At 65.8% G+C, this 19,969-nt stretch carries 18 protein-coding genes; 9 read left to right on the top strand and 9 right to left on the bottom strand.

Translation table 11 applies throughout. The annotated features are described in order from the left end of the window. Window positions 1–91: 91 nt before the first annotated feature. The 5 genes from ABD923_RS08290 to ABD923_RS08270 all read left to right on the top strand — a co-directional run bounded on the left by ABD923_RS08290 (window position 92) and on the right by ABD923_RS08270 (window position 5,540). On the top strand, window positions 92–1,399 hold the full coding sequence (locus ABD923_RS08290) for an MGH1-like glycoside hydrolase domain-containing protein (RefSeq protein ID WP_310796409.1): 1,308 nt from the start codon (window positions 92–94) through the stop codon (window positions 1,397–1,399). Window positions 1,400–1,402: 3 nt separating this feature from the next. Then, window positions 1,403–2,452 (top strand): ABC transporter ATP-binding protein, encoded by a 1,050-nt coding sequence (locus ABD923_RS08285; protein WP_259550205.1) that lies wholly within the window; start codon window positions 1,403–1,405, stop codon window positions 2,450–2,452. Between the two features lie 65 nt (window positions 2,453–2,517). Next, window positions 2,518–3,207, top strand: a complete 690-nt coding sequence (locus tag ABD923_RS08280; RefSeq protein ID WP_259550204.1) for a hypothetical protein — start codon at window positions 2,518–2,520, stop codon at window positions 3,205–3,207. A gap of 69 nt (window positions 3,208–3,276) precedes the next feature. Next, the gene (hisD, locus tag ABD923_RS08275) at window positions 3,277–4,602 is read left to right on the top strand and encodes a histidinol dehydrogenase (RefSeq protein ID WP_259550203.1); all 1,326 of its coding nucleotides are present in this window, start codon (window positions 3,277–3,279) and stop codon (window positions 4,600–4,602) included. A 179-nt stretch (window positions 4,603–4,781) separates the two neighbouring features. Beyond that, on the top strand, window positions 4,782–5,540 hold the full coding sequence (locus ABD923_RS08270) for an SDR family NAD(P)-dependent oxidoreductase (RefSeq protein WP_259550202.1): 759 nt from the start codon (window positions 4,782–4,784) through the stop codon (window positions 5,538–5,540). Window positions 5,541–5,553: 13 nt separating this feature from the next. Here the strand turns inward: ABD923_RS08270 and phaZ are convergent, their stop codons facing one another. Further along, the gene (gene phaZ / locus ABD923_RS08265; protein WP_259550201.1) at window positions 5,554–6,828 is read right to left on the bottom strand and encodes a polyhydroxyalkanoate depolymerase; all 1,275 of its coding nucleotides are present in this window, start codon (window positions 6,826–6,828) and stop codon (window positions 5,554–5,556) included. Between the two features lie 175 nt (window positions 6,829–7,003). On the opposite strand from phaZ, the gene phaC reads away from it, so the two are divergent. The 3 genes from phaC (at window position 7,004) to phaR (ending at window position 10,121) form a co-directional block, all read left to right on the top strand. Continuing rightward, window positions 7,004–8,779, top strand: a complete 1,776-nt coding sequence (gene phaC, locus ABD923_RS08260; RefSeq protein WP_259550200.1) for a class I poly(R)-hydroxyalkanoic acid synthase — start codon at window positions 7,004–7,006, stop codon at window positions 8,777–8,779. A 135-nt stretch (window positions 8,780–8,914) separates the two neighbouring features. Next, entirely contained in the window at window positions 8,915–9,355 is a 441-nt protein-coding gene (locus tag ABD923_RS08255) for a phasin family protein (protein WP_259550199.1), read from the top strand. 190 nt (window positions 9,356–9,545) lie between these two features. Next, window positions 9,546–10,121, top strand: coding sequence for a polyhydroxyalkanoate synthesis repressor PhaR (gene phaR, locus ABD923_RS08250; RefSeq protein WP_259550198.1), 576 nt, complete (start codon window positions 9,546–9,548; stop codon window positions 10,119–10,121). 65 nt (window positions 10,122–10,186) lie between these two features. Here phaR and ABD923_RS08245 read toward each other — a convergent pair whose 3' ends face one another. From ABD923_RS08245 to ABD923_RS08225, 5 genes are all read right to left on the bottom strand, one after another. Next, entirely contained in the window at window positions 10,187–11,554 is a 1,368-nt protein-coding gene (locus ABD923_RS08245; RefSeq protein ID WP_259550197.1) for an aminotransferase, read from the bottom strand. A 165-nt stretch (window positions 11,555–11,719) separates the two neighbouring features. Beyond that, window positions 11,720–12,958, bottom strand: a complete 1,239-nt coding sequence (locus ABD923_RS08240) for a DegT/DnrJ/EryC1/StrS family aminotransferase (RefSeq protein ID WP_259550196.1) — start codon at window positions 12,956–12,958, stop codon at window positions 11,720–11,722. Window positions 12,959–13,051: 93 nt separating this feature from the next. Then, the gene (locus ABD923_RS08235) at window positions 13,052–14,353 is read right to left on the bottom strand and encodes an NAD(P)/FAD-dependent oxidoreductase (RefSeq protein ID WP_259550195.1); all 1,302 of its coding nucleotides are present in this window, start codon (window positions 14,351–14,353) and stop codon (window positions 13,052–13,054) included. A gap of 8 nt (window positions 14,354–14,361) precedes the next feature. Then, complete coding sequence (locus ABD923_RS08230; protein ID WP_259550556.1) at window positions 14,362–15,720, bottom strand: glutamine synthetase family protein; 1,359 nt, start codon at window positions 15,718–15,720, stop codon at window positions 14,362–14,364. A 5-nt stretch (window positions 15,721–15,725) separates the two neighbouring features. Beyond that, window positions 15,726–16,442: a type 1 glutamine amidotransferase gene (locus ABD923_RS08225; RefSeq protein WP_259550194.1), complete on the bottom strand. Its 717-nt coding sequence runs from the start codon at window positions 16,440–16,442 to the stop codon at window positions 15,726–15,728. A gap of 135 nt (window positions 16,443–16,577) precedes the next feature. Here ABD923_RS08225 and ABD923_RS08220 point away from each other — a divergent pair, with 135 nt between their 5' ends. Next, the gene (locus ABD923_RS08220; RefSeq protein WP_259550193.1) at window positions 16,578–16,811 is read left to right on the top strand and encodes a Rossmann-fold NAD(P)-binding domain-containing protein; all 234 of its coding nucleotides are present in this window, start codon (window positions 16,578–16,580) and stop codon (window positions 16,809–16,811) included. A 9-nt stretch (window positions 16,812–16,820) separates the two neighbouring features. On the opposite strand, the gene ABD923_RS08215 is transcribed toward ABD923_RS08220, so the two are convergent. The 3 genes from ABD923_RS08215 to ABD923_RS08205 are packed head-to-tail and all read right to left on the bottom strand — an operon-like array spanning window position 16,821 to window position 19,885. Then, complete coding sequence (locus tag ABD923_RS08215; RefSeq protein ID WP_259550192.1) at window positions 16,821–18,155, bottom strand: glutamine synthetase family protein; 1,335 nt, start codon at window positions 18,153–18,155, stop codon at window positions 16,821–16,823. 12 nt (window positions 18,156–18,167) lie between these two features. After that, a complete protein-coding gene (locus ABD923_RS08210) occupies window positions 18,168–19,007 on the bottom strand; it encodes an ABC transporter permease (protein ID WP_259550191.1) in 840 nt (279 codons plus the stop codon). Beyond that, window positions 19,004–19,885, bottom strand: coding sequence for an ABC transporter permease (locus ABD923_RS08205; RefSeq protein WP_259550190.1), 882 nt, complete (start codon window positions 19,883–19,885; stop codon window positions 19,004–19,006). Before ABD923_RS08205 ends, ABD923_RS08210 begins: the two co-directional genes overlap by 4 nt. Window positions 19,886–19,969: the final 84 nt, after the last annotated feature.

Raw genomic sequence — 19,969 nt, 5'->3', positions numbered from 1 at the left:
GCCAGCAAAATGAAAGGCCCCAGGAGCCTGTCTTGGGGGGCGTTTCAAATGCCGAACGCGGCGGCCCCCCGGCCGTCGCCGGAGAAGGACAATGATGCACGAACTGACCGAAATCGACGTGGCCCCCCTCGATGCCGAGGCGCGGCGCATTCTGGAGCTGAACGACCGGGGCGGCTACACGGTGCCGACCGACGGTCTTTACCCCTACCAGTGGAACTGGGACTCGGCCTTTGCGGGGCTGGGGTTCGCCGCGGTGAATATCGACCGCGCCTGGGCCGAGATCGAAACGCTGTTCTCGGGCCAGTGGGACAACGGCATGGTGCCCCATATCCTGTTCCACCGCCCCGATCCGGGCTATTTCCCCGGCCCCGATGTCTGGGGGACCGAGGATGCGGTGGGCCGGGGGGCGTGCGCTGTCGCCTCCTCTGGCATCAGCCAGCCGCCCGTTGCGGCCTCGCTGGCGTGGCGCATCCACCAGGCCAACACGGCTGCGGGCGCAGATCGCTTGCGGGCGCTGTTCCCGAAGCTTCTGGCCTATCACCGCTGGATCATGGCGGCGCGGGCCGAGACCGGGGCCGTGGTCATCACCCACCCGTGGGAAGCCGGCCGCGACAACGCCCCCGATTGGGACGAGGCGATGGCCGGTGTCGATCCGGTGGGCGTGCAGCCCTACACGCGGCGCGACACGGGCCATGTGGACCCGCGCATGCGCCCCACGAAAGAGGATTACGACCGCTACATCTGGCTGGTGCAGTTCGGGCGCGACCGCAAATGGGACGAGGCCGCGATTGCCACTGAGAGCCCCTTCCGCGTGGCCGACCCGACGATGACCTTCACAACCCTGCGCTCGACCCGCGACCTGGCCGCGATGGCGGATCTGCTGGGCGAGGATGCGGGCGAGATCCGCGATTGGGTCGCCACGCTGGAAGAGGGGGCCGAGACCCTGTGGAACCCCGCGCTCGGGGCCTATGACGCCAAGAACCTGCGCACGGGCAACTTCGCCGGGTCGCTGTCGAACGCGTCCTTCCTGTGCTGGTGGGGCGGTTTGCGGGGCGACCGCGCCGTGCCCGCACTCGACGCCCTTCTGGCGCGCAGCCCCTATGCGCTGCCCAGCTATGACCCCGAGGGGCCGAAATTCGACCACCTGCGCTACTGGCGCGGGCCGGTCTGGGGGGTGATGAACTACCTCGCCGGGAACGGCATGGCCGAGGCGGGGCTGACCGCGCAAGCCGACCGCGTGCGCCGCGACACCGCGCGGCTGATCGCCGAGAACGGCTTTGCCGAGTATTTCAGCCCGATCGACGGCACGCCCGCCGGTGGGGCCACGTTCACCTGGACGGCGGCGGTGTGGCTGGCATGGGCCAGCCCCTCGGCCGCCTCCGGGCAGGGAAAGGACTGAGCGATGGGATCGATCGAGCTGAAATCCGTCGAGAAATGGTTCGGCGATGTGCAGGTCATCAAGGGCGTGGACCTGTCCATCGGGGATGGCGAGTTCGTCATCTTCGTCGGCCCCTCGGGCTGCGGGAAATCCACGCTTCTGCGCATGATCGCGGGGCTGGAGGAAACCAGCCGCGGCCAGATCATGATCGACGGGCGCGACGCCACGGCCGAGCCGCCCAGCAAGCGGGGCCTTGCCATGGTGTTCCAGTCCTACGCGCTTTACCCCCATATGTCGGTGGCCGAGAACATGGGCTTCTCGCTGAAAACCGCCGGCGCCCCGAAAGAGGAACAACAGGCCAAGGTGGCCGAGGCCGCCCGCGTGCTGCGGCTGGAACCCTACCTTGAACGGCGGCCCAAGGACCTGTCGGGCGGTCAGCGCCAGCGGGTCGCCATCGGGCGTTCCATTGTGCGCGACCCCACGGCGTTCCTGTTCGACGAGCCGCTGTCGAACCTCGACGCCGCGCTGCGGGTCGAGATGCGCTACGAGATCGCCAAGCTGCACGAGCATCTCGACTCGACCATGATCTACGTGACCCACGACCAGGTCGAAGCGATGACGCTGGCCGACCGCATCGTGGTGCTGGATTTCGGCACCATCGCGCAAGTGGGCACGCCGAAGGAGCTTTATGAAAACCCCGGCAACCTCTTCGTGGCCGAGTTCATCGGCAGCCCCAAGATGAACATCCTGCCCTGTTCCGTCTCGGGCGGGGAGTACCACCTCGAAGACGGGCGCAGCGGTGCTGCGCCGGGCAAGGATGGCGCGGTCAAGCTGGGCATCCGGCCCGAGGCGATCGAGATCGTGGCCCCCGGCACGGGCGATCTGGACGGGCGGATCGACCTGGTGGAATACTTGGGCGCCGATACGTTCCTGATCGTGGATTGCGGCGGGGCAGGCAAGCTGACCGTCCGCGTGGATGGCGAGGCCGAGCATCGCAATGGCGAAAAGGTCGGCCTGAGCTTCGCCTCCGGCAAGCTGCATTTCTTCGACCCCGAGGGGCAGGCCATTCGCTAAGGGCTTGGGCGCGGGGCGAAAACCGGTCTAGCCTGCGGTCAGTTGCAGATTGACCGGAGTGCCTCATGCCCATCCGCCCCGTTCGTGCCGCCACGGCGCTTGCCCTCGCGCTATGCGCCGCGTCCCCATTATCGGCGCAGGCGGGCGACCCGGCCGCGCTCGCCGCCCTGATCGTGGACGTGGCCGATAACGAGACGCTCCATCGCGAGATGACCGTCACGCTGGAAGGCTGCGCGCTGCGGATCGAGACCTTCACGCCGTCGCCCGTCTGGATCGACGCGCCTGATGGGCAGCGCTACGAGGTCCTCGCCGGGCGGGACGAGATGCGCTTCGACCTGTCGCTGTTGGCGCCGGTCGTCGAGTCGATGATCGTGACGCAAGATGACAGCGTCCCCGCCTTCAGCATCGCCGAATTTCCGGTGGATGCCGCGCATCTGCCCGAGTTGCAGGCCGCAGCCAACACCATCCTCGACACGATGGAAGAGGAATTCGCCCGCGGCCTGCCGCAGGAGGGTTTGAACAGCGCCCTCCGCGCGTTGTTCCAGCGGGTGCAGGCAGGCGCATACGGCCCCTTGGCGGCACGGGTCAATTTCCTGCGCGAGGATGTCTTTCCCCGCATGGATGGCAGCGGTGAGGCGGATGTGGGCCTGTCGATCTATATCGACGAGACGCTCTACCTCAACGTCCTGCCCAGGCGGGCCGAGGCGCTTGCACAGGCCATCGCGGCCTACCGGGCCGCAGTCTGCCCCGACTGACCGTTCCGTGTTGCATTCGTATGCAAATTGCGGAATCCTGCGCCCGACATGTCCGGGGAAGGATCAGCGATGGCGGAGTATCTCAAGCGCGGCAAGCCCGAGGCCGAACGGGCCGAGGATGACGCGAAAACGCGAACGGTGGTCGAAGGCATCCTGTCGGATATCGAAACACGCGGCGATGCCGCCGTGCGCGATTTGTCCACGAAGTTCGACGGCTACACGCCCGAGGCGTTCCGCCTGACCCCGTCCGAGATCGAAGCGGCGATGAGCCAGGTCTCGACCCGCGAGATGGAAGATATCCGCTTCGCGCAGGACCAGATCCGCCGCTTCGCCGAGGCGCAGAAGGCCTCGATGCGCGATATCGAGGTCGAAACGCTGCCCGGCGTGATCCTGGGCCACCGCAATATCCCGGTGAACTCGGTCGGCTGCTACGTGCCGGGCGGCAAGTTTCCCATGGTCGCTTCGGCGCATATGTCGGTGCTGACCGCCAAGGTCGCGGGCGTGGGGCGGATCGTTGCCAGCGCGCCGCCGGTGGGGGGCAAACCGCACCCCGCCATCGTGGCCGCGATGCACGAGGGCGGCGCGGACGAGATCCTGTGCCTCGGTGGCGTGCAGGCTGTGGGCGCCATGGCGCTGGGGACCGAGAGCATCGCGCCGGTCGACATGCTGGTGGGACCCGGCAACGCCTTCGTGGCCGAGGCCAAGCGGCAGCTTTTCGGGCGCGTGGGGATCGACCTGTTCGCCGGGCCGACCGAGACCATGGTCATCGCCGATGACACGGTGGATGCGGAACTGGTGGCGACCGATCTGCTGGGCCAGGCCGAGCATGGCTACAACTCCCCCGCCTGCCTGATCACGAATTCGCGCACACTCGCGGAGGCCACGCTGGCCGAGGTGGACCGTCTGCTGGGAATTTTGCCCACGGCAGAGACGGCCTCGGCCAGCTGGCAGGATTACGGCGACGTGATCCTGTGCGAGGGGCACGACGAGATACTGCGCGTGGCCGACGAGATGGCCTATGAGCATGTGCAGGTGATGACCGACCGCGATGACTGGTACCTGGAGAAAATGACGAATTACGGGGCGCTGTTCCTTGGGCCGCGGACCAACGTGGCCAATGGCGACAAGGTGATCGGCACGAACCACACCCTGCCGACCAAGCGCGCCGGGCGCTACACCGGCGGTCTCTGGGTGGGCAAGTTCCTCAAGACCCATTCCTACCAGAAGGTGCTGACCGACGAGGCGGCGACCCTGGTGGGCGAATATGGCTCGCGGCTGTGCATGCTGGAAGGGTTCGTGGGCCATGCCGAGCAATGCAACATCCGGGTGCGCCGCTACGGGGGTCGGAACGTGCCCTATGGCGAGGGCGCGCCCTATCGCGGCGCGGCGGAATGAGATCGGGGGTGGGCGGGCCCGCCCGCCCACCCCTTTTGGGGGCTGCGCCCCCTTGCCCCCGCTTCGCATATTTTTCGGGATAAAGATGGGGTGGTGGATTTTCTTCGTTTCCACAGCTTGTGCAGAGATTTATCCACGGAACTGATGCAGAGACACCGGAACGATCCACAGGAGCCGAGATGACCCTTCCCCGCACCCCGAGCTTTCGATTGGACGGCCGCCGCGCCCTTGTGGCCGGTGGATCGCGCGGGATCGGGCTGGGCTGCGCGATGGCGCTGGCCGAAGCGGGGGCGCATGTGATCGTGGCCGCGCGCGGGGAAGCGGAGTTGGATCGAGCGGTGGCAGAGATGCTGGCCGCGGGCCTGTCGGCGGAGGCGCTGGTCCTCGACGTGACCGACCGGGGCGCGGTTGTGGCCGCGATGGACCGGATCGGGCCGTTGGACGTGCTGGTCAACTCGGCCGGCATGGCGCGGCATGGCCCGGCCCTGGAGACGGAAGAGGGCGATTATGACGCGGTGATGGCGGTCAACGTGAAGGCCGCCTATCACCTCGCGCAGGAGGCCGCGCGGCGCATGGGGGAGGCGGGCGGCGCGATCATCCAGATCTCCAGCCAGATGGGCCATGTCGGCGGCATCGACCGGGCGGTCTATTGCGCCTCGAAGCACGCGGTGGAGGGGATGACCAAGGCGATGGCGATCGAATGGGGCGCGCGGGGCATCCGGGTGAACACGGTCTGCCCGACCTTCATCCGCACGCCCCTGACCGAAGCCACCTTTGCCGATCCCGAGAAGCGCGCCTGGATCGAAAGCAAGATCAAGCTGGGCCGCGTGGGGCGGGTCGAGGACATCATGGGCGCGGTGCTGTTCGTCGCCTCGGATGCCGCGGCGATGGTGACAGGCACCTCGATCCTGGTCGATGGGGGCTGGACGGCGGGCTAGCCCGCCGCGCGCGTCACTCGGCGGCGGTCGCGGTCTCTTTCACCGGCGTTTTCGGCACGTCGCAATTGGCGTCGATGAAATCGAGCACCAGCGGGCGGATGTTGTTGCGCCAGCTTTTGCCCGCGAAGATGCCGTAATGGCCCGCGTTCGGTTCGAGGTAATTGGCCTTCTTCTCGGGCGGCAAGCCGGTGCACAGGTCCAGCGCGGCGACGCATTGGCCGGGGGCCGAGATGTCATCCTTGCCGCCCTCGACGGTCTTGACCGCGACGGTGGTGATCTTGCCGATATCGACCTGTTTGCCGTCCACCACGAACTTGTTCTGCGCGATTTCAAGCCCCTTGAAGATCCGCTCGACCGTCGAGAGGTAGAACTCGGCGGTCATGTCCATCACGGCGAGGTATTCGTCGTAGAACTTGTTGTGCTTGTCGTGATCGCCCGCCTCGCCCTTGGCGACGCGCATGATCTGGTCGGTGAAGGCCTTGGCGTGTTTCTCGGCGTTCATCGCCATGAAGCTGGTCAACTGTTGCAACCCCGGATAGACCAGCCGCCCCGCGCCGCGATACTTGAAGCCGACGCGCTGGATCACGTGGCGCTCCAACTGGCCCATGGTGACGCGGTTGCCGAAATCGGTGACGTCGGTCGCCGCCGCGTCGGGGTCGATCGGGCCGCCGATCAGGGTCAGGGTGCGCGGCTGCGCGTCGGGGTCTTCCTCGGCCAGGTAGGCGGTCGCGGCCAGCGCCAGGGGCGCGGGCTGGCAGACGGCGATCACATGGGTGTCCGGCCCCATCTCTTTGAGGAAATCGACGAGGTAGAGCGTGTAATCCTCGACATCGAACTTGCCCTCGCTGACGGGGATGTCGCGGGCGTTGTGCCAGTCGGTGATGTAGACGTCGCAATCGGGCAGCAGGCTAAGCACGGTCGAGCGCAGCAGCGTCGCGTAATGGCCCGACATCGGCGCCACCAGCAGAACCTTGCGGCCCGTCGGCTCGCGGCCATGCACCTTGAAGCGGATCAGGTCGCCGAAGGGGCGGGGCAGGACCGTCTCGACCGAGATGATGTGATCGCGCCCGTCATCGCCGGGGATCGAGTAGATGCCCCAGTCGGGTTTCGCGACCATCCGCGCGAAGCTGCGCTCGGTCACCTCGCCCCAGGCGGCGGTCAGGTTGATGAAGGGATTCGCCGCAAGGCCAAGCTGCGGGTAGGAGCACATCGCCCGCGCGGTCGAGCCCAACCACTGGTTGGTCACGCGCATGGATTCCATGAAATCATAGGTGAGAAGGTAACGCATCACTGTCTCCTGCCGCGGGGCCACGTCGCCGGACAAAGGCCACAGGGGCAATATTTCATGCCCCACCCGGTTGAATTCGGTGCTTTGCCCCCTCACCAAGGCATCGCCATACTTGGAAATGACGCATAAAAGGGATGAAATCAAGGTGGGACAAAGCGACTTGGGAGGAGCCGCGATGGGAGAGAACCTGGATCGCGTCAGCGAAAACCTGCAAAAGATCGAGTCGCTCTCCAAGCGCCTCGTCGCGGCGTTGGCCGAGAAATCGCCGGGCGATGTCGGCCTCGAGGGGCCGGGGCAGGACCTCTACCTGAAGGCGAGCACGGCCTATTGGTCGGACATGATGACCAACCCCACCAAGCTGATCGAGACGCAGGTGGAATACTGGGGCAAGACCATGGCCCAGTTCATCGAGATGCAGAACGCCATGGCGCAGGGCCAGTTCACCCTGCCCGAGAATGGCGAGGCGCCCAGGGACAAGCGGTTCGCCAACCCGCTGTGGCGCACGCATCCCTATTTCGCCTTCGTTCGCCAGCAATACGAGTTGGGCGCCAAGGCCATCGAAGACGCGCTGGCCGATCTCGACGGGTTGGAGCCGCGCGACAAGCAGCGGGTGGAGTTCTTTGCGCGGCAGGTGATCGACCTGTTTTCGCCCACCAACTACCTCGCCACCAATCCCGATGCGCTGGAACGCGCGGTCGAGACCGAGGGCGCAAGCCTGGTGCAGGGGTTGGAGAACCTCGTGCGGGACATCGAGGCGCGCCGCGGCGACCTGTTGCCGACGCTGGCCGACCCCGAAGCGTTCAAGGTGGGCGAGAACCTTGGCGTCTCGGAAGGATCGGTGGTTTTTCGCAACCGGATGATGGAGGTGATCCAATACGCCCCCAAGACCGAGACGGTGCATCGCACGCCGCTGGTGATCTTTCCGCCCTGGATCAACAAGTTCTACATCCTCGATCTCAAGCCGCAGAACAGCCTGATCAAGTGGATCGTCGAGCAGGGCTTTACCCTCTTCGTGGTCAGCTGGAAGAACCCCGATGAAACCTATGCCGATGCCGGGCTCGATACCTATATCGAGGAAGGCTATCTCGAAGCGATCCGCGTCGCCAAGGAGATCACCGGCGAGTCGCAGGTGAACGCGGTGGGCTATTGCGTGGCGGGCACGACGCTGGCCCTGACCCTCTCGCTCCTGAAAAAGCGGGGCGACAAGTCGATCAAATCGGCCACCTTCTTCACCACGCTCGTTGATTTCTCCGAGCAGGGGGAATTCACCGTCTTCCTGCAGGACGATTTCGTCGATGCGATCGAACGGCAGGTCGATGCCTCCGGCTATCTGGACAGTTACTACATGTCCAAGACCTTCTCGTTCCTGCGCGCGCAGGACCTTGTCTACCAGCCTGCGATCCGCAGCTACATGATGGGGGAATCGCCCCCGGCCTTCGATCTGCTGTTCTGGAACGGCGACTCGACCAACCTGCCGGGCAAGATGACGGTGCAATACCTGCGCGGCCTGTGCCAGGCGAACGCGCTGACCCATGACGGGTTCGACCTGCTGGGCGAGACGCTCAGCGTCAAGGACGTGACCGTGCCCGTCTGCGCCGTGGCCTGCGAGACCGACCATATCGCCGCCTGGAAGGACAGCTATCGCGGGTTCCAGCAGCTGGGGTCGAAGAACAAGACCTTCATCCTGTCGGAGTCGGGGCATATCGCCGGCATCATCAACCCGCCCTCCAAGAAGAAATACGGCCATTACACGAATGACGATCCAAGCCTCTCGCCCGAGGAGTGGCAGTCCACCGGGGACTACCACGAAGGCTCGTGGTGGCCGCGTTGGGGCAAGTGGCTGGCGAGTCGCTCCGGCAAGCAGGTCGCGGCCCGCGTGCCGGGAGAGGGCGGCTACAAAGTGCTGGCCCCGGCCCCCGGAACTTACGTTCTCGAAAAGGTAAACGGCTGATTTCCCTAGGGGAAGTTTCGCACACGCTCCGGTAATGCTGCAGTGCAGAATAATCTTGACTTTCTGCAGTGCAGCATCCATATTCTGTGCAGATGCAGCAAAGCCCGCTCACCCGGCGGATCAAGGAGCAAACAAATGGCTAACACCGATTTCACCAAATACATGACCGAAATGATGAACGCGTTCCCGATGGACATGACGGCCTACAGCGACGCTTTCAAAAGCTCGGCCGCAATGGGCGAGAAGATGTCGAAGGTTGTCCTCGACGCCGCCGAAAAGTCGACCGAGATCTCCTCGAAGTGGACGAAAGACACCATCGCCAAGATGGGTGACGTCGCCGCCGTCAAGGAAGAGCCGACCGACTACACCAAAGCCATGACCGATTTCGCATCGGCCCAGGCCGAGATGACCGCCGAATCCATGGCCGCCTTCGCCGAGATCGCGAAGAAGGTGCAGATGGAAACCGTCGAGCTGATGATGGCTGCCGGCAAGGAAGCTTCCGAAGAAGCCACCGCTGCCGTCAAGAAAGCCACCTCCGAGGTGACCACCGCTGCCAAGAAGGCATCGGCGAAGTAATTGCGCGGCGCCACCCGGCGCCAGCAAGCCTGATTTCGCGCCCGGCGTCCTCCCCGCCGCCGCGAAACACAAGAAGGGCGGGCCGGTTCGGTCCGCCCTTTCCTCTATAAGATCACGTGAAATGGTTGATTGCTTTTCCCGTCGATGCGCTTAGGCTGACCGATGCTGCATCGCAGGAAGGGAGAAGAGCATGGCCGAGCCGACCGAGCCGCTGCTGATCAAGCGTTACGCCAGCCGGCGTCTCTACAACACCGAGACCTCGGACTATGTCACCTTGGAGGATATCGCGGGCTTCATCCGCGCGGGCCGCGAGGTCAAGATCGTCGACCTGAAATCCGGTGATGACCTGACCCGCCAGTATCTTCTTCAAATCATTGCCGAACATGAAAGCCGCGGCGAAAGCGTCCTGCCCATTGCGGTGCTGACCGACCTCGTGCGCAGCTACACCACGCAGGCGCAATCGGTCGTGCCCGATTTCCTCGCCATGAGTTTCGACATGCTGAAAGAGGGGCAGTCGAAGATGGTCGAGAACATGACCGCGATGAACCCGATGGCGAACATGCCCGGCTTCGAGGCAATGCGCGCGCAGCAAGAGGCCTTCATGAAGGCGATGATGGGCGGCATGGGCAACAGCTGGTCCGGCCCGTCCGGCGATGACAGGGCCGAGACTGCGGAAGCCGGCAGCGGCGGCCAAAGCTCGGACGAGGAACTGGCCGACATCAAGAAGCAACTCGCCGACCTGCAATCGAAACTCAGCAAGATGTAGGGATCGCCGGATTCGCCAAGCAAAAGGGCGCCGCGCGGCGCCCTTTCTCATGTGACGGGGAAGGGTCAGACGACTTCGGCGAAGACCTGCTTCAGCGAGGCGTCCAGCTTTTCGAACATCTCGTCCATCTGCGCATCGGTCAGGATGAAGGGCGGGCACAGCACGACCGACTGCCCCAGCGGGCGGCAGATCAACCCGTGATCGGTGCAGGCATTGGCGATCCGCTCGCTGACCGACAGCGACCCGTCGAAGGGCACCTTGCCCTCGCGGTCCTTCACCGCCTCCAGCGCCCACATGTAGCCGATGCCGCGCAACTCCCCGATATTTGGGTGCTTGGCGATCTCGGCGAGGCCCGCCTCCATCCGGCCCGCGCCCTCGCGCACCATGTCCAGCAGCCCTTCTTCGAGGACCACGTCGATCGCTTTCAGCGCCACGGCGCAGCCGACCGGGTGACCCGAGGCGGTAAAGCCGTGCGGGAACTCCTCGATCGCGTCGATGGCCGCCTGCAGCTTGTCGGTCATCTCGGGGCCGAGGATCACCGCGCCCATCGGGAAATACCCCGCCGTCAGCGCCTTGGACGAGATGATGGCGTCGGGCACGAACCCGTAGGTCTCGCAGCCCCAGACCTCGCCCGTCCGGCCGAAGCCGCAGATCACCTCGTCCGAGATCAGCGGGATGCCGTGCTTTTTCAGGATCGGCTGGATCGCCTGGAAATAGCCCGCCGACGGCGGGATGACCCCGCCTGCGCCCATGACCGGTTCGGCGAAGAAGCCCGCGATCGTGTCGGCCCCTTCGCGCGCGATCACCTCTTCCAGTTCCGCCGCCAACCGCGCGGTGAACTGTTCTTCCGTCTCGCCCTCCGCGCCGAAGCGCCAGTAATGCGGGCAGGTCAGGTGGATGAACCCGTCCAGCGGCAGGCCGAACACCTCGTTATAGGGCTTGCCCGTCATCGAGGCCGAGATCGCCGTCACCCCGTGATAGGCGTTCCAGCGCGTCAGGATCTTGCGCGCCTGCGGGCGGCCCGTGGCGCGGTTCAGGAACCACAGCATCTTGACCATGGTGTCATTCGCCTCGGAGCCCGAGTTGGTGTAGAACACCTTGCCCCGGTCGAAGGGGGACACCTCGATCAGGCGTTCCGACAGGGCGACGGTCTGGTCCGACATGCGCCCGAAAAACGCGTGATAGCCGGGAAAGCGGTCGTATTGCGCCTTGGCGGCCTCGGCCAAACCCTTGTGATCGAAGCCCGCGACCATGTTCCAAAGGCCCGAGTTGCTGTCGAGATAGCGGGTGCCGTTGGTGTCGACGATATAGGGCCCTTCGCCATGGGTGACGACGACGGTGCCGCGTTCGCGGACCGAGGGCAGATCGGTAAAGCCATAGAGCGAGTATTCCTCGGCCCGGGCTTCCCAGGAATTGGGGGCATGGTCTTTCATGGCGTCCTCATGGATATCGCGCGACGATTGCAGGCACGCTATCCACGGCCCGTCAGACTGTCCATCACCCATGACGATCTGCCGATGCGTCTGGCAGAAACGCGACGGGAAGAGTTTTCACGAAAACTCTTCCCACCCGAAAAATCTTCGAGAAGATTTTTCGGCTCAGGTGCCGTAGGCGCGCGCCTCGCCCATCACGTCCTCGGCGGCGGCCAGCAGCGCGCCCGCCACGAAATCCAGTTCGGGCTTTGTCAGCCGGGCGGGCAGGCGCACGTCGCAGGCGCGCATCAGCATCGCGCGGGTCTGCGGCAGGTCGGGCAGGTCGCCGGGGATGAACTGCCAGTTCCAGTAGGCGCGGGCATTGTCGGTCGACAGGCCGAAAACCTGCACCTTCACGCCGCGCGCTTCCGCCGCCTCTGCAAAGGCCTTGGCCTGGTCGTCGGTCTCGACGCCCACGAGGTTGAACTGGATCGAGTCGGGCGCGCGCTCTTCCGGGCCGAGCGGGTCGGGCACGTTCAGCCAGGGCGAGGCGTTCAGCAGACCGGCCACGTAATCGTGGTTCGCGCGGCCATCGCGGACGCGGCGGGCCAGCTCGGGGATCTGCGGGCGGATCACGGCGGCGCTGAGGTTCTGCAACCGCATGTTGTAGAGCGGCAGCTTGTTCTGCCAGCGGGCAAAGGCCATCGCCAGTTCCGGGTCGTTCTGCCCCTCGGGGCCCTTGTGCTTTTTCCAGTTGTGCTCGTAGGCGCCCGACAGGATCACGGCGCGCGCGATCACGTCGGCGTCGTTCGAGATCAGGATGCCGCCTTCGCCCGCGTTCAGCATCTTGTAGGACTGGAACGAGAAGCAACCGACCGCGCCGATCGTGCCGATCTTCTTGCCGTGCCAGGTGGTGCCCAGTGAATGGGCCGCGTCCTCGATCACGGGGATGCCGGCCGCATCGCACAGCGCCATGATCGCGTCCATGTCCGAGGTATGGCCGCGCATGTGGCTGATGATGACCGCCGAGATGCTGTCATCGAGCTTGGCTTTGAAATCCTCGATGTCGATGCGGTAATTCTCGCCCACCTCGACCAGCACGGGCTGCATCCGCGCATGGACAATGGCCGAGGGGACCGCCGCGAAGGTGAAGGCGGGGATCAGCACGCGCGCGCCCGGTTCCAGCCCCAGCGCCTCCAGCGACAGGAAGATCGCGGCGGAGCAGGAGGAGACAGCCAGCGCGTATTTCACGCCCATCATGTCGGCAAATTCGCGTTCCAGCAGGGCCACGGGCGCATCCGCAGGCGCGGTATAGCGGAACAGGTCGCCCGATTGCATCAGCCGGTCGATCTCGGCCCGGGCCGCCTCGGGGATCGGTTCGGCATCGTAGACATTGGGGGCGAGGCCGGTCTGCGTGGGCGCCATGATTTCACCTTTTCGAAATGTCCCTTTTCGAAATTCTTATACTCCCAAACGCGCGAAAAGGGCCAGTGAAAGAAAAATGACGCTGCCAGAAGGTCATATACCCAGGCGGTCGCGCAGCGAGAACCACGTCATCGCCAGCGTCAGGATCGGCGCGCGCAGCGCCGTGCCGCCCGGAAAACGCGGGATCGGAAGGGCCTCGAAGGCGGCGAGGTCGTCCTCCTGCCCCATCACGGCCTCGGCCATGATTCGCCCCGCCATGCCCGAAAGCGCCACGCCATGCCCCGAGAACCCGGCGGCCGACAGCATCCGGGGGCTGAGGCGGGCAAGGTAGGGCAGGCGCGGCACCGTGATCCCCAGCGACCCGCCCCAGACATGGGTGACCGCGACGCCCTTCAGTTGCGGGAACAGGCGCGTCATGCGGGCCACCAATGCCGTCGAGATGTCCGAGGGGAAGCCGATGGAATAGCTCTCGCGCCCGCCGAAGAGGAACCGGCGATCCTCGGAAAAGCGGTAGTAATTCACCACGAAGCGGGAATCGGCCACGGCGATATCCTCGGCCAGAACGTCGCGCCAGGTGTCGGGCAGCGGCTCGGTCGCGGCGATGAAGGAGTTGATCGGCATCACCCGCGCATTCACCTGCGGCAGGATGTTCGGCAAATAGCCATTGCCCGCGATGATGGCGTGATCGGCGGAGACGCGGCCCCCGGCGGTGGTCAGCACCACCTGCGCGCCGTCCTCGATCCCCGTGACTTCGCTTTGCTCGTAGATCGCCGCGCCCGCCGCCTCGGCCTCGCGCGCCAGGGCGCGGGCATAGGCCAGCGGGTTCAGGTGACCGCCGCTATGGTCGAGAATACCGCCCTGGTAGAGGGGGGATTTGACCAGCGCGCCGAACGTGTCCGCGTCCATCACCTCGGCGGTCTGGCCGGTCCTGGCGGCGATATGATCGGCCTCGGCGCGGGCCTCGTCCAACTCGGCGGCGCTGTAGACACCATGGGCGATGCCCGGGCGAAAGGCGGCCTCGGGCGCATGGGCGGCGCAGAAATCGCGCAGCTGGTCCTTCGCCCTTTCGGACAGGTCCCACAGCGCGCGCGCGCGCGCGTCGCCCAGTTTCGCCTCCAGCCAATCCAGCGGCTTGTTGTAGCCCGAATGGACTTGCCCGCCATTCCGCCCCGAAGCGCCGAAGCCCACGCGATGCGCATCCAGCACCACCACTTGCCGCCCCGCGCGGGCCAGCACCAGCGCGGCCCACAGCCCGGTGAACCCGGCCCCCAGGATCGCCACATCCGCCCTGACCTCGCCCAGCAGGGCGGGGCGTGTCGGTGGCGCGGGCAGGGCCGAGGCATACCAGGACGGCGCATGGCTGCCGGGGCGGTCGTTGCGGTAAAGCGCGCTCATGACGGGCGTCACACGTTCAGGAGCAGATGCTCCCGCTCCCACGGGCTGATCACTTGCAGGAACTCGTTGTATTCGAGGTCTTTGACGGCGGCATAGACGTCGCAGAACTCGGTGCCGAGCACCTCGCGGATGGCCGTGTCCTCGCGCAGCAGGTCGAGCGCCGCGCCAAGGCCGCGCGGGATATTGTCGTCGCCGGTATAGGCATCGCCCACCCATGGCTCGCCCGGTGCGGTGGCGTTCACCAGACCCAGGTAGCCACAGGCGAGCGAGGCCGCGATCCCCAGATAGGGGTTGCAATCCATCCCCGGCAGGCGGTTTTCCACGCGCCGCCCTGCGGCATCCGAGATCGGCACGCGCAGCCCCGTGGTGCGGTTGTCGCGCGCCCATTCGAGGTTGATGGGCGCGGCGAAATCCGGGACGTAGCGGCGGTAGCTGTTCACGTAAGGCGCAAGGAGCGCGATGACCGAGGGCAGGTGCCGCTGCATCCCGCCGATGAAATGACCGAAGGCCGGGGTCTCGTCGCCCTCGGCGTCGGAAAAGATGTTCTGCCCGGTCTCCATGTCGACCACCGAATGGTGGATATGCATGGCGCTGCCCGGCTCGCCCTCGATCGGCTTGGCCATGAAGGTCGCGTAGCAGTCGTGCTTCAGCGCGGCCTCGCGGATCATGCGCTTGAAATAGAACATCTCGTCGGCCAGCCGCACCGGGTCGCCGTGGCGCAGGTTCAACTCCACCTGACCCGCGCCGCCCTCTTGCAGGATGCCGTCGATTTCCAGGCCCATCGCCTCGGCGAAATCGTAGATGTCGTCGATGACGGGGCCGTATTCATCGACCGCCGACATGGAATAGGCCTGCCGCGCGGCGGCGCGCCGCCCCGACCGGCCCATCGGCGGTTCGATCGCGCGGGCGGGGTCGGTGTTGGGCGCCACGAGGTAGAATTCCATCTCGGGCGCGACGATGGGGGTCCAGCCGCGCGCGTTGTAAAGCGCCACCACCCGTTTGAGGACGTTGCGCGGGGCGAAGGGCACCGGCTGACCCTGCTGGTCGTCGATGTCGTGGATCACCTGCAGTGTCCAGTCGGCGGTCCAGGGCGCGGGCAGGGCGGTGGTGAAATCCGGGGTCAGGACCATGTCCGGCTCGGTAAAGCCCACGTCCAGCGGATTGTCGGCCCAATCGCCGGTGATCGTCTGGAAGAAGATCGAGTTGGGCAGGTAGAAATGTGTCTGCTGGGCGAATTTGCCGCCCGGCATCGCCTTGCCCCGCGCGACCCCGGCGAGGTCGGCGACGATGCACTCCACCTCGTCGATGCTGCGCCCTTCGAGATAGACCTGCGCCACCTCGGGCAGGCGTTCGACAAGGTTGCTCATCGCGCTCATGCGCTGACCTTTCGCGTGAAATTTCCGGGCAGGACGGTGGCGTCCGCCCCTTCCAGCACATCGGCCAGCCAATCGGCGACGGGCGGGTTGTCGGTGGGCCGCGACAGCCCCTCGCGCGCGGCGTCGACCAGCGGGTCGGGCACGGTGGCCGAGCGGTGCTCGATCAGGCCCTGCACGACGGAGGCGCCGAATTCGGGATGCGGCTGCACTGTCAGGATGCGCGGACCGAAGGCCAGCACCGCGTTGGCGCAGAAATCGTTATGGCCCAGAACGGTCGTCCCCTCGGGCAGGGCGACCACCTGGTCCTGGTGCCACGCGTTGAGGTAGAGCGTCCGGTCGCCCACCTGGTAGCTGCGCCGCCCGACGGACCAGCCGCCGGCGAATTTCTCGACCGTGCCGCCAAGCGCCTGCGCGATGATCTGGTGGCCGAAACAGATGCCCACCAACGGCGCGCCCGCATCGCGGATGGCGCGGATCAGCTCCTCCAACGGCGGAATCCAGGGGTGATCTTCGTAGGCGCCATGGCGCGAGCCGGTGATCAGCCAGCCCTCCGCCGCCGCGGCGCCGTCGGGAAACTCCATGTCGACGACGTTATAGACGTCATAGGTGAACTCGCGCCCTTCGAAGAGGCGGGCGAACATGTCGGCATATTCGCCGTCCGTGGCCTTGATCTCGTCCGGGACATGGCCGGTTTGCAGGATGCCGATACGCATGGGGGTAATCCGTCAAAAGGGTATGGCGCGAAGCTATGCCTGCCCGCGATCCGGCACAAGTGGGCGCGCATCGGGGTTTGCCATGCGCCGCCGGTCCATGCTGTGCTGCAGCTGCGAAACCTCGCGAGGTAGGGCATGAAGGTCGGACTCGTGGGCGCCATCGCGGGGGATGAACAGGCGGTGCTGTCGGTCTCGACCGTCGAGGGCGAGGTTCTGGGCGTGCCCGACGTGGCGCTGTCGCTGCCGCGTCTGGTGGGGCGCGAGGGCGTGTCGGCGACCCTGATGCCCGAATTGAACCGCGACGAGACCGAGGGGCTGCGCGCCTCGGCCGAATTGCTGAAAAACCTTGTCGAGCAGATGGCGACCTGACGCGCCGCGTCAAACGGTGTCGAGGTAGAGTTCCTGCTGCTCGTCCTCGGACAGTTCGGCCATGTAGCGCAACTCCTGCCGCTTGGTGGCGAGGAAGTTGCGGCGGATTTCCTCGGGGAAAATCCGCGCGATCTCGGGGCTTTGGTCGAAGGCCTCGATTGCGTCGGCCCAGGAGCCGGGCAGTTGCGCGAGATCCTTGTCATAGGCGTTGCCGGTGATCGGCGGCGGCGGCGGCGCCTCGTCCTCCAGCCCGTTCAGCGCGGCGCCCAGCACCGCGGCGAGGAACAGGTAGGGGTTGATGTCACCGCCCGCGACGCGGTGTTCGATCCGCCGCGCGGCAGGTCCGCCCGAGGGCACGCGCAGGGCGGTCGTGCGGTTCTCATGCGCCCAGGCGATGCCGGTGGGTGCATGGGCGCCGGGCACAAGGCGATCATAGCTGCTGGCGTGCGGCGCAAAGACCAGCATCGAGCCGGGCATCGCCGCCATGCAGCCCGCGATGGCATGGCCAAGCCGCGCCTCGCCCCCCGCGCGGCGTTCGTCGAATATGTTGTTGCCCTCGGCATCGAGGACCGAGAAATGCGTGTGCAGCCCGTTGCCCGAGTAATCGGGATAGGGTTTCGCCATGAAGCTGGCGGCAAAGCCGTGCTGACGCGCCAGCCCCTTGACCGCGATCTTGAACAACCACGCATCGTCGGCGGCCTTCAGCGCGTCGGCCTGGTGCATCAGGTTGATCTCGAACTGGCCCGGTCCGGCCTCGGAAATCGTGGTGTCGGCGGGAATGTCCATCGCCTCGCAGGCGTCGTAGAGCGCGGTGAAGAAATTGTCCCACGCATCGAGTTGCCGCATGGCGAGGATTTCCGCCTGGTGCCGCCGCTTGCCGGAGCGGGGCGAGGGCGGCACGCGCAATTCGCGGCCCCGGTCGTCGATCAGGTAGAACTCCATCTCGGTGGCAACCACGGGGGTCAGGCCGCGCTCGGCATAGCGGGCGACGACGCGGGCCAGGGCCTGCCGCGGGTCGCCCTCGTAGGGGCGCCCGTCATGGTGAAACATCCAGATCGGCAGAAGGGCGGTCGGCGCGTCCAGCCACGGCATCGGGACGAAGCCGCGCTCGGTCGGCATCAGGATGCCGTCGGGATCGCCTGCCTCGAAAACCAGGGGGCTGTCGTCGATATCCTCGCCCCAGATGTCGAGGTTCAGCACCGAGTAGGGAAAGCGCGTCCCCTGGGTGATGGCCTTGTCGGCGTAGCGGCGGGCGATGCGTTTGCCGCGCGGCTGGCCGTTGAGATCGGCGGCGGCGACGCGGATCGATTTGATCTGCGGATTGTCGTGAAGATAGGCTTCCATGCGCCGATATAGCTATCGGATCAGGGTTGGACGCAAGCGCAATCGCGGCCTCTGTTCCGAGGGAAGGTGGCGGTTCAGCCGCCGGTTCATCGCGCCGAACACGCCGATGATGACCAGCGTGAAGATCACGAAATAGACCGCCACGATCGGGTAGGGGATGAACGGATTGAACGTCCGGTCCGCGAAATAGCTGGCGTAATAGAGCGCGTCGCCCTTTTGCTGGAAGGCCGGGAAGGAGGCGAAGAAGACCAGCGCCGTGGCGTGAAACAGGAAGATCGCCTCGTTCGTGTAGGCGGGCCAGGCCAGCCGCAGCATCGTCGGGAAGGTGATGCGGCGAAACTTCTTCCAACCGGACAGGCCGTAGGCATCCGCCGCCTCCAGGTCGCCTTTCGGCACCGCGCGCAGCGCGCCGTAAAAGATCTCGGCGGTGTAGGCCGAGGTGTTGAGAAAGAGCACGATCAGCGCCCCCAGCCAGGCGCGCGCGAACCAGCGGGTCTCGGCCTCGATCATGATGCCGAACAGCTCGAACTCGACGCCCAGGCGGGGCAGCATCACGAAGGCCTCGTAGGCCATGAAGAACTGGATGAAGAGGGGCGAGCCCCGGAAGACGAAGATGAACCATTCCGCCGGTTTGCGCGTCAGCCGCGAGGGCGTGTTCTTGGCCACCGCCAGCAGCACGGCGAAGGCGAAGCCGAAAAGCAGCGCCAGCACCGCGAAATAGACGTTCCATATCATGCCCGAGCCGATCAGAACGACCTGGTCGCACAGCGTGATCTCGCCGCGCGGCAGCAGGCGCTCGCCATATCCCAGCGCGCGCAGCCCGTAGGACTGGAGGGCTTCGCCGCAGATCATGCCGCCGCCTTTCGCATGTCTTCGCCCGCCATCGTCGCCTGTCCGTGGCTCAGCTTGCGGGTCAGGCGCGCCAGCACGATTTCCGAGACACGGGTGAAGGACAGGTAGAACACCAGCAGCCCGAGGAAGTACCAGAAGCGCCAGTCGGGATGCGGGTACTGGTAGGCTCCGCTGCGGCTGCCGCCCAGCTCGCGCGCCCAGTAGACGACATCCTCGATCCCCAGAAGGAACAGAAGCGGCGTGGCCTTGATCAGGATCATCCAGATGTTCGACAGGCCCGGAAGCGCGTAGATCCACATCTGCGGAACGAGGATGCGCCAGAAGGTCTGGCGCCGCGTCATGCCATAGGCCTCGGCGGTTTCAAGTTGCGCACGCGGCACGGCGCGCATCGCCCCGAACAGGACATTGCCGCAGAAGGCGCCGAAGACGATGGCGTAGGTGAAGACCGCCAGCGCGAAATTGTAGACCTCGTGCACCCATTGCGGGCTGGTCGATTGCGGTGTGCGGGCCGCGTCGCAGACGAGGAAATTCGCGCCCTGCCGGATCGGTTCGTCCCAGTCGGGGCAGGTCACGATATGGCGCAGATACTCGATCCCCTGGTCGAGCACGAGCACGAAGAAGAGGAAAAAGACGATGTCGGGCACACCGCGCACCATCGCGGTATAGCCCTTGCCCACCCAGCGCAGCGGGGCGACATGGCTGCGCGACGCGGCGGCGGCGGCAAAGCCGAAGGCCAGCGAAATCGGCGCGGTCACGGCCAGCAGCGCGAACACGGTCAGAAAGCTCTGGTAGAATCGGAAATGCGCCCCGTTGGTCAGGTAGCAACTGAACCAGTTCAGGGTCGAGAGCGTGTCTGGATCTGAGCAGTATTCGAACATCGGCCCACCGCCGATCTGTGGATAAGACGGGCTTTTCCACAGGCCGGTTCAAAAAATGCGACGGAGGGCAAGGTATCCCCAGCC

The sequence above is a fragment of the [Roseibacterium] beibuensis genome (assembly GCF_039542305.1).
Classification (GTDB): domain Bacteria; phylum Pseudomonadota; class Alphaproteobacteria; order Rhodobacterales; family Rhodobacteraceae; genus Roseibacterium; species Roseibacterium beibuensis.
Note: the sequence above shows the minus strand (reverse complement) of the source record. Positions and strands in the feature narration are given on the sequence as shown.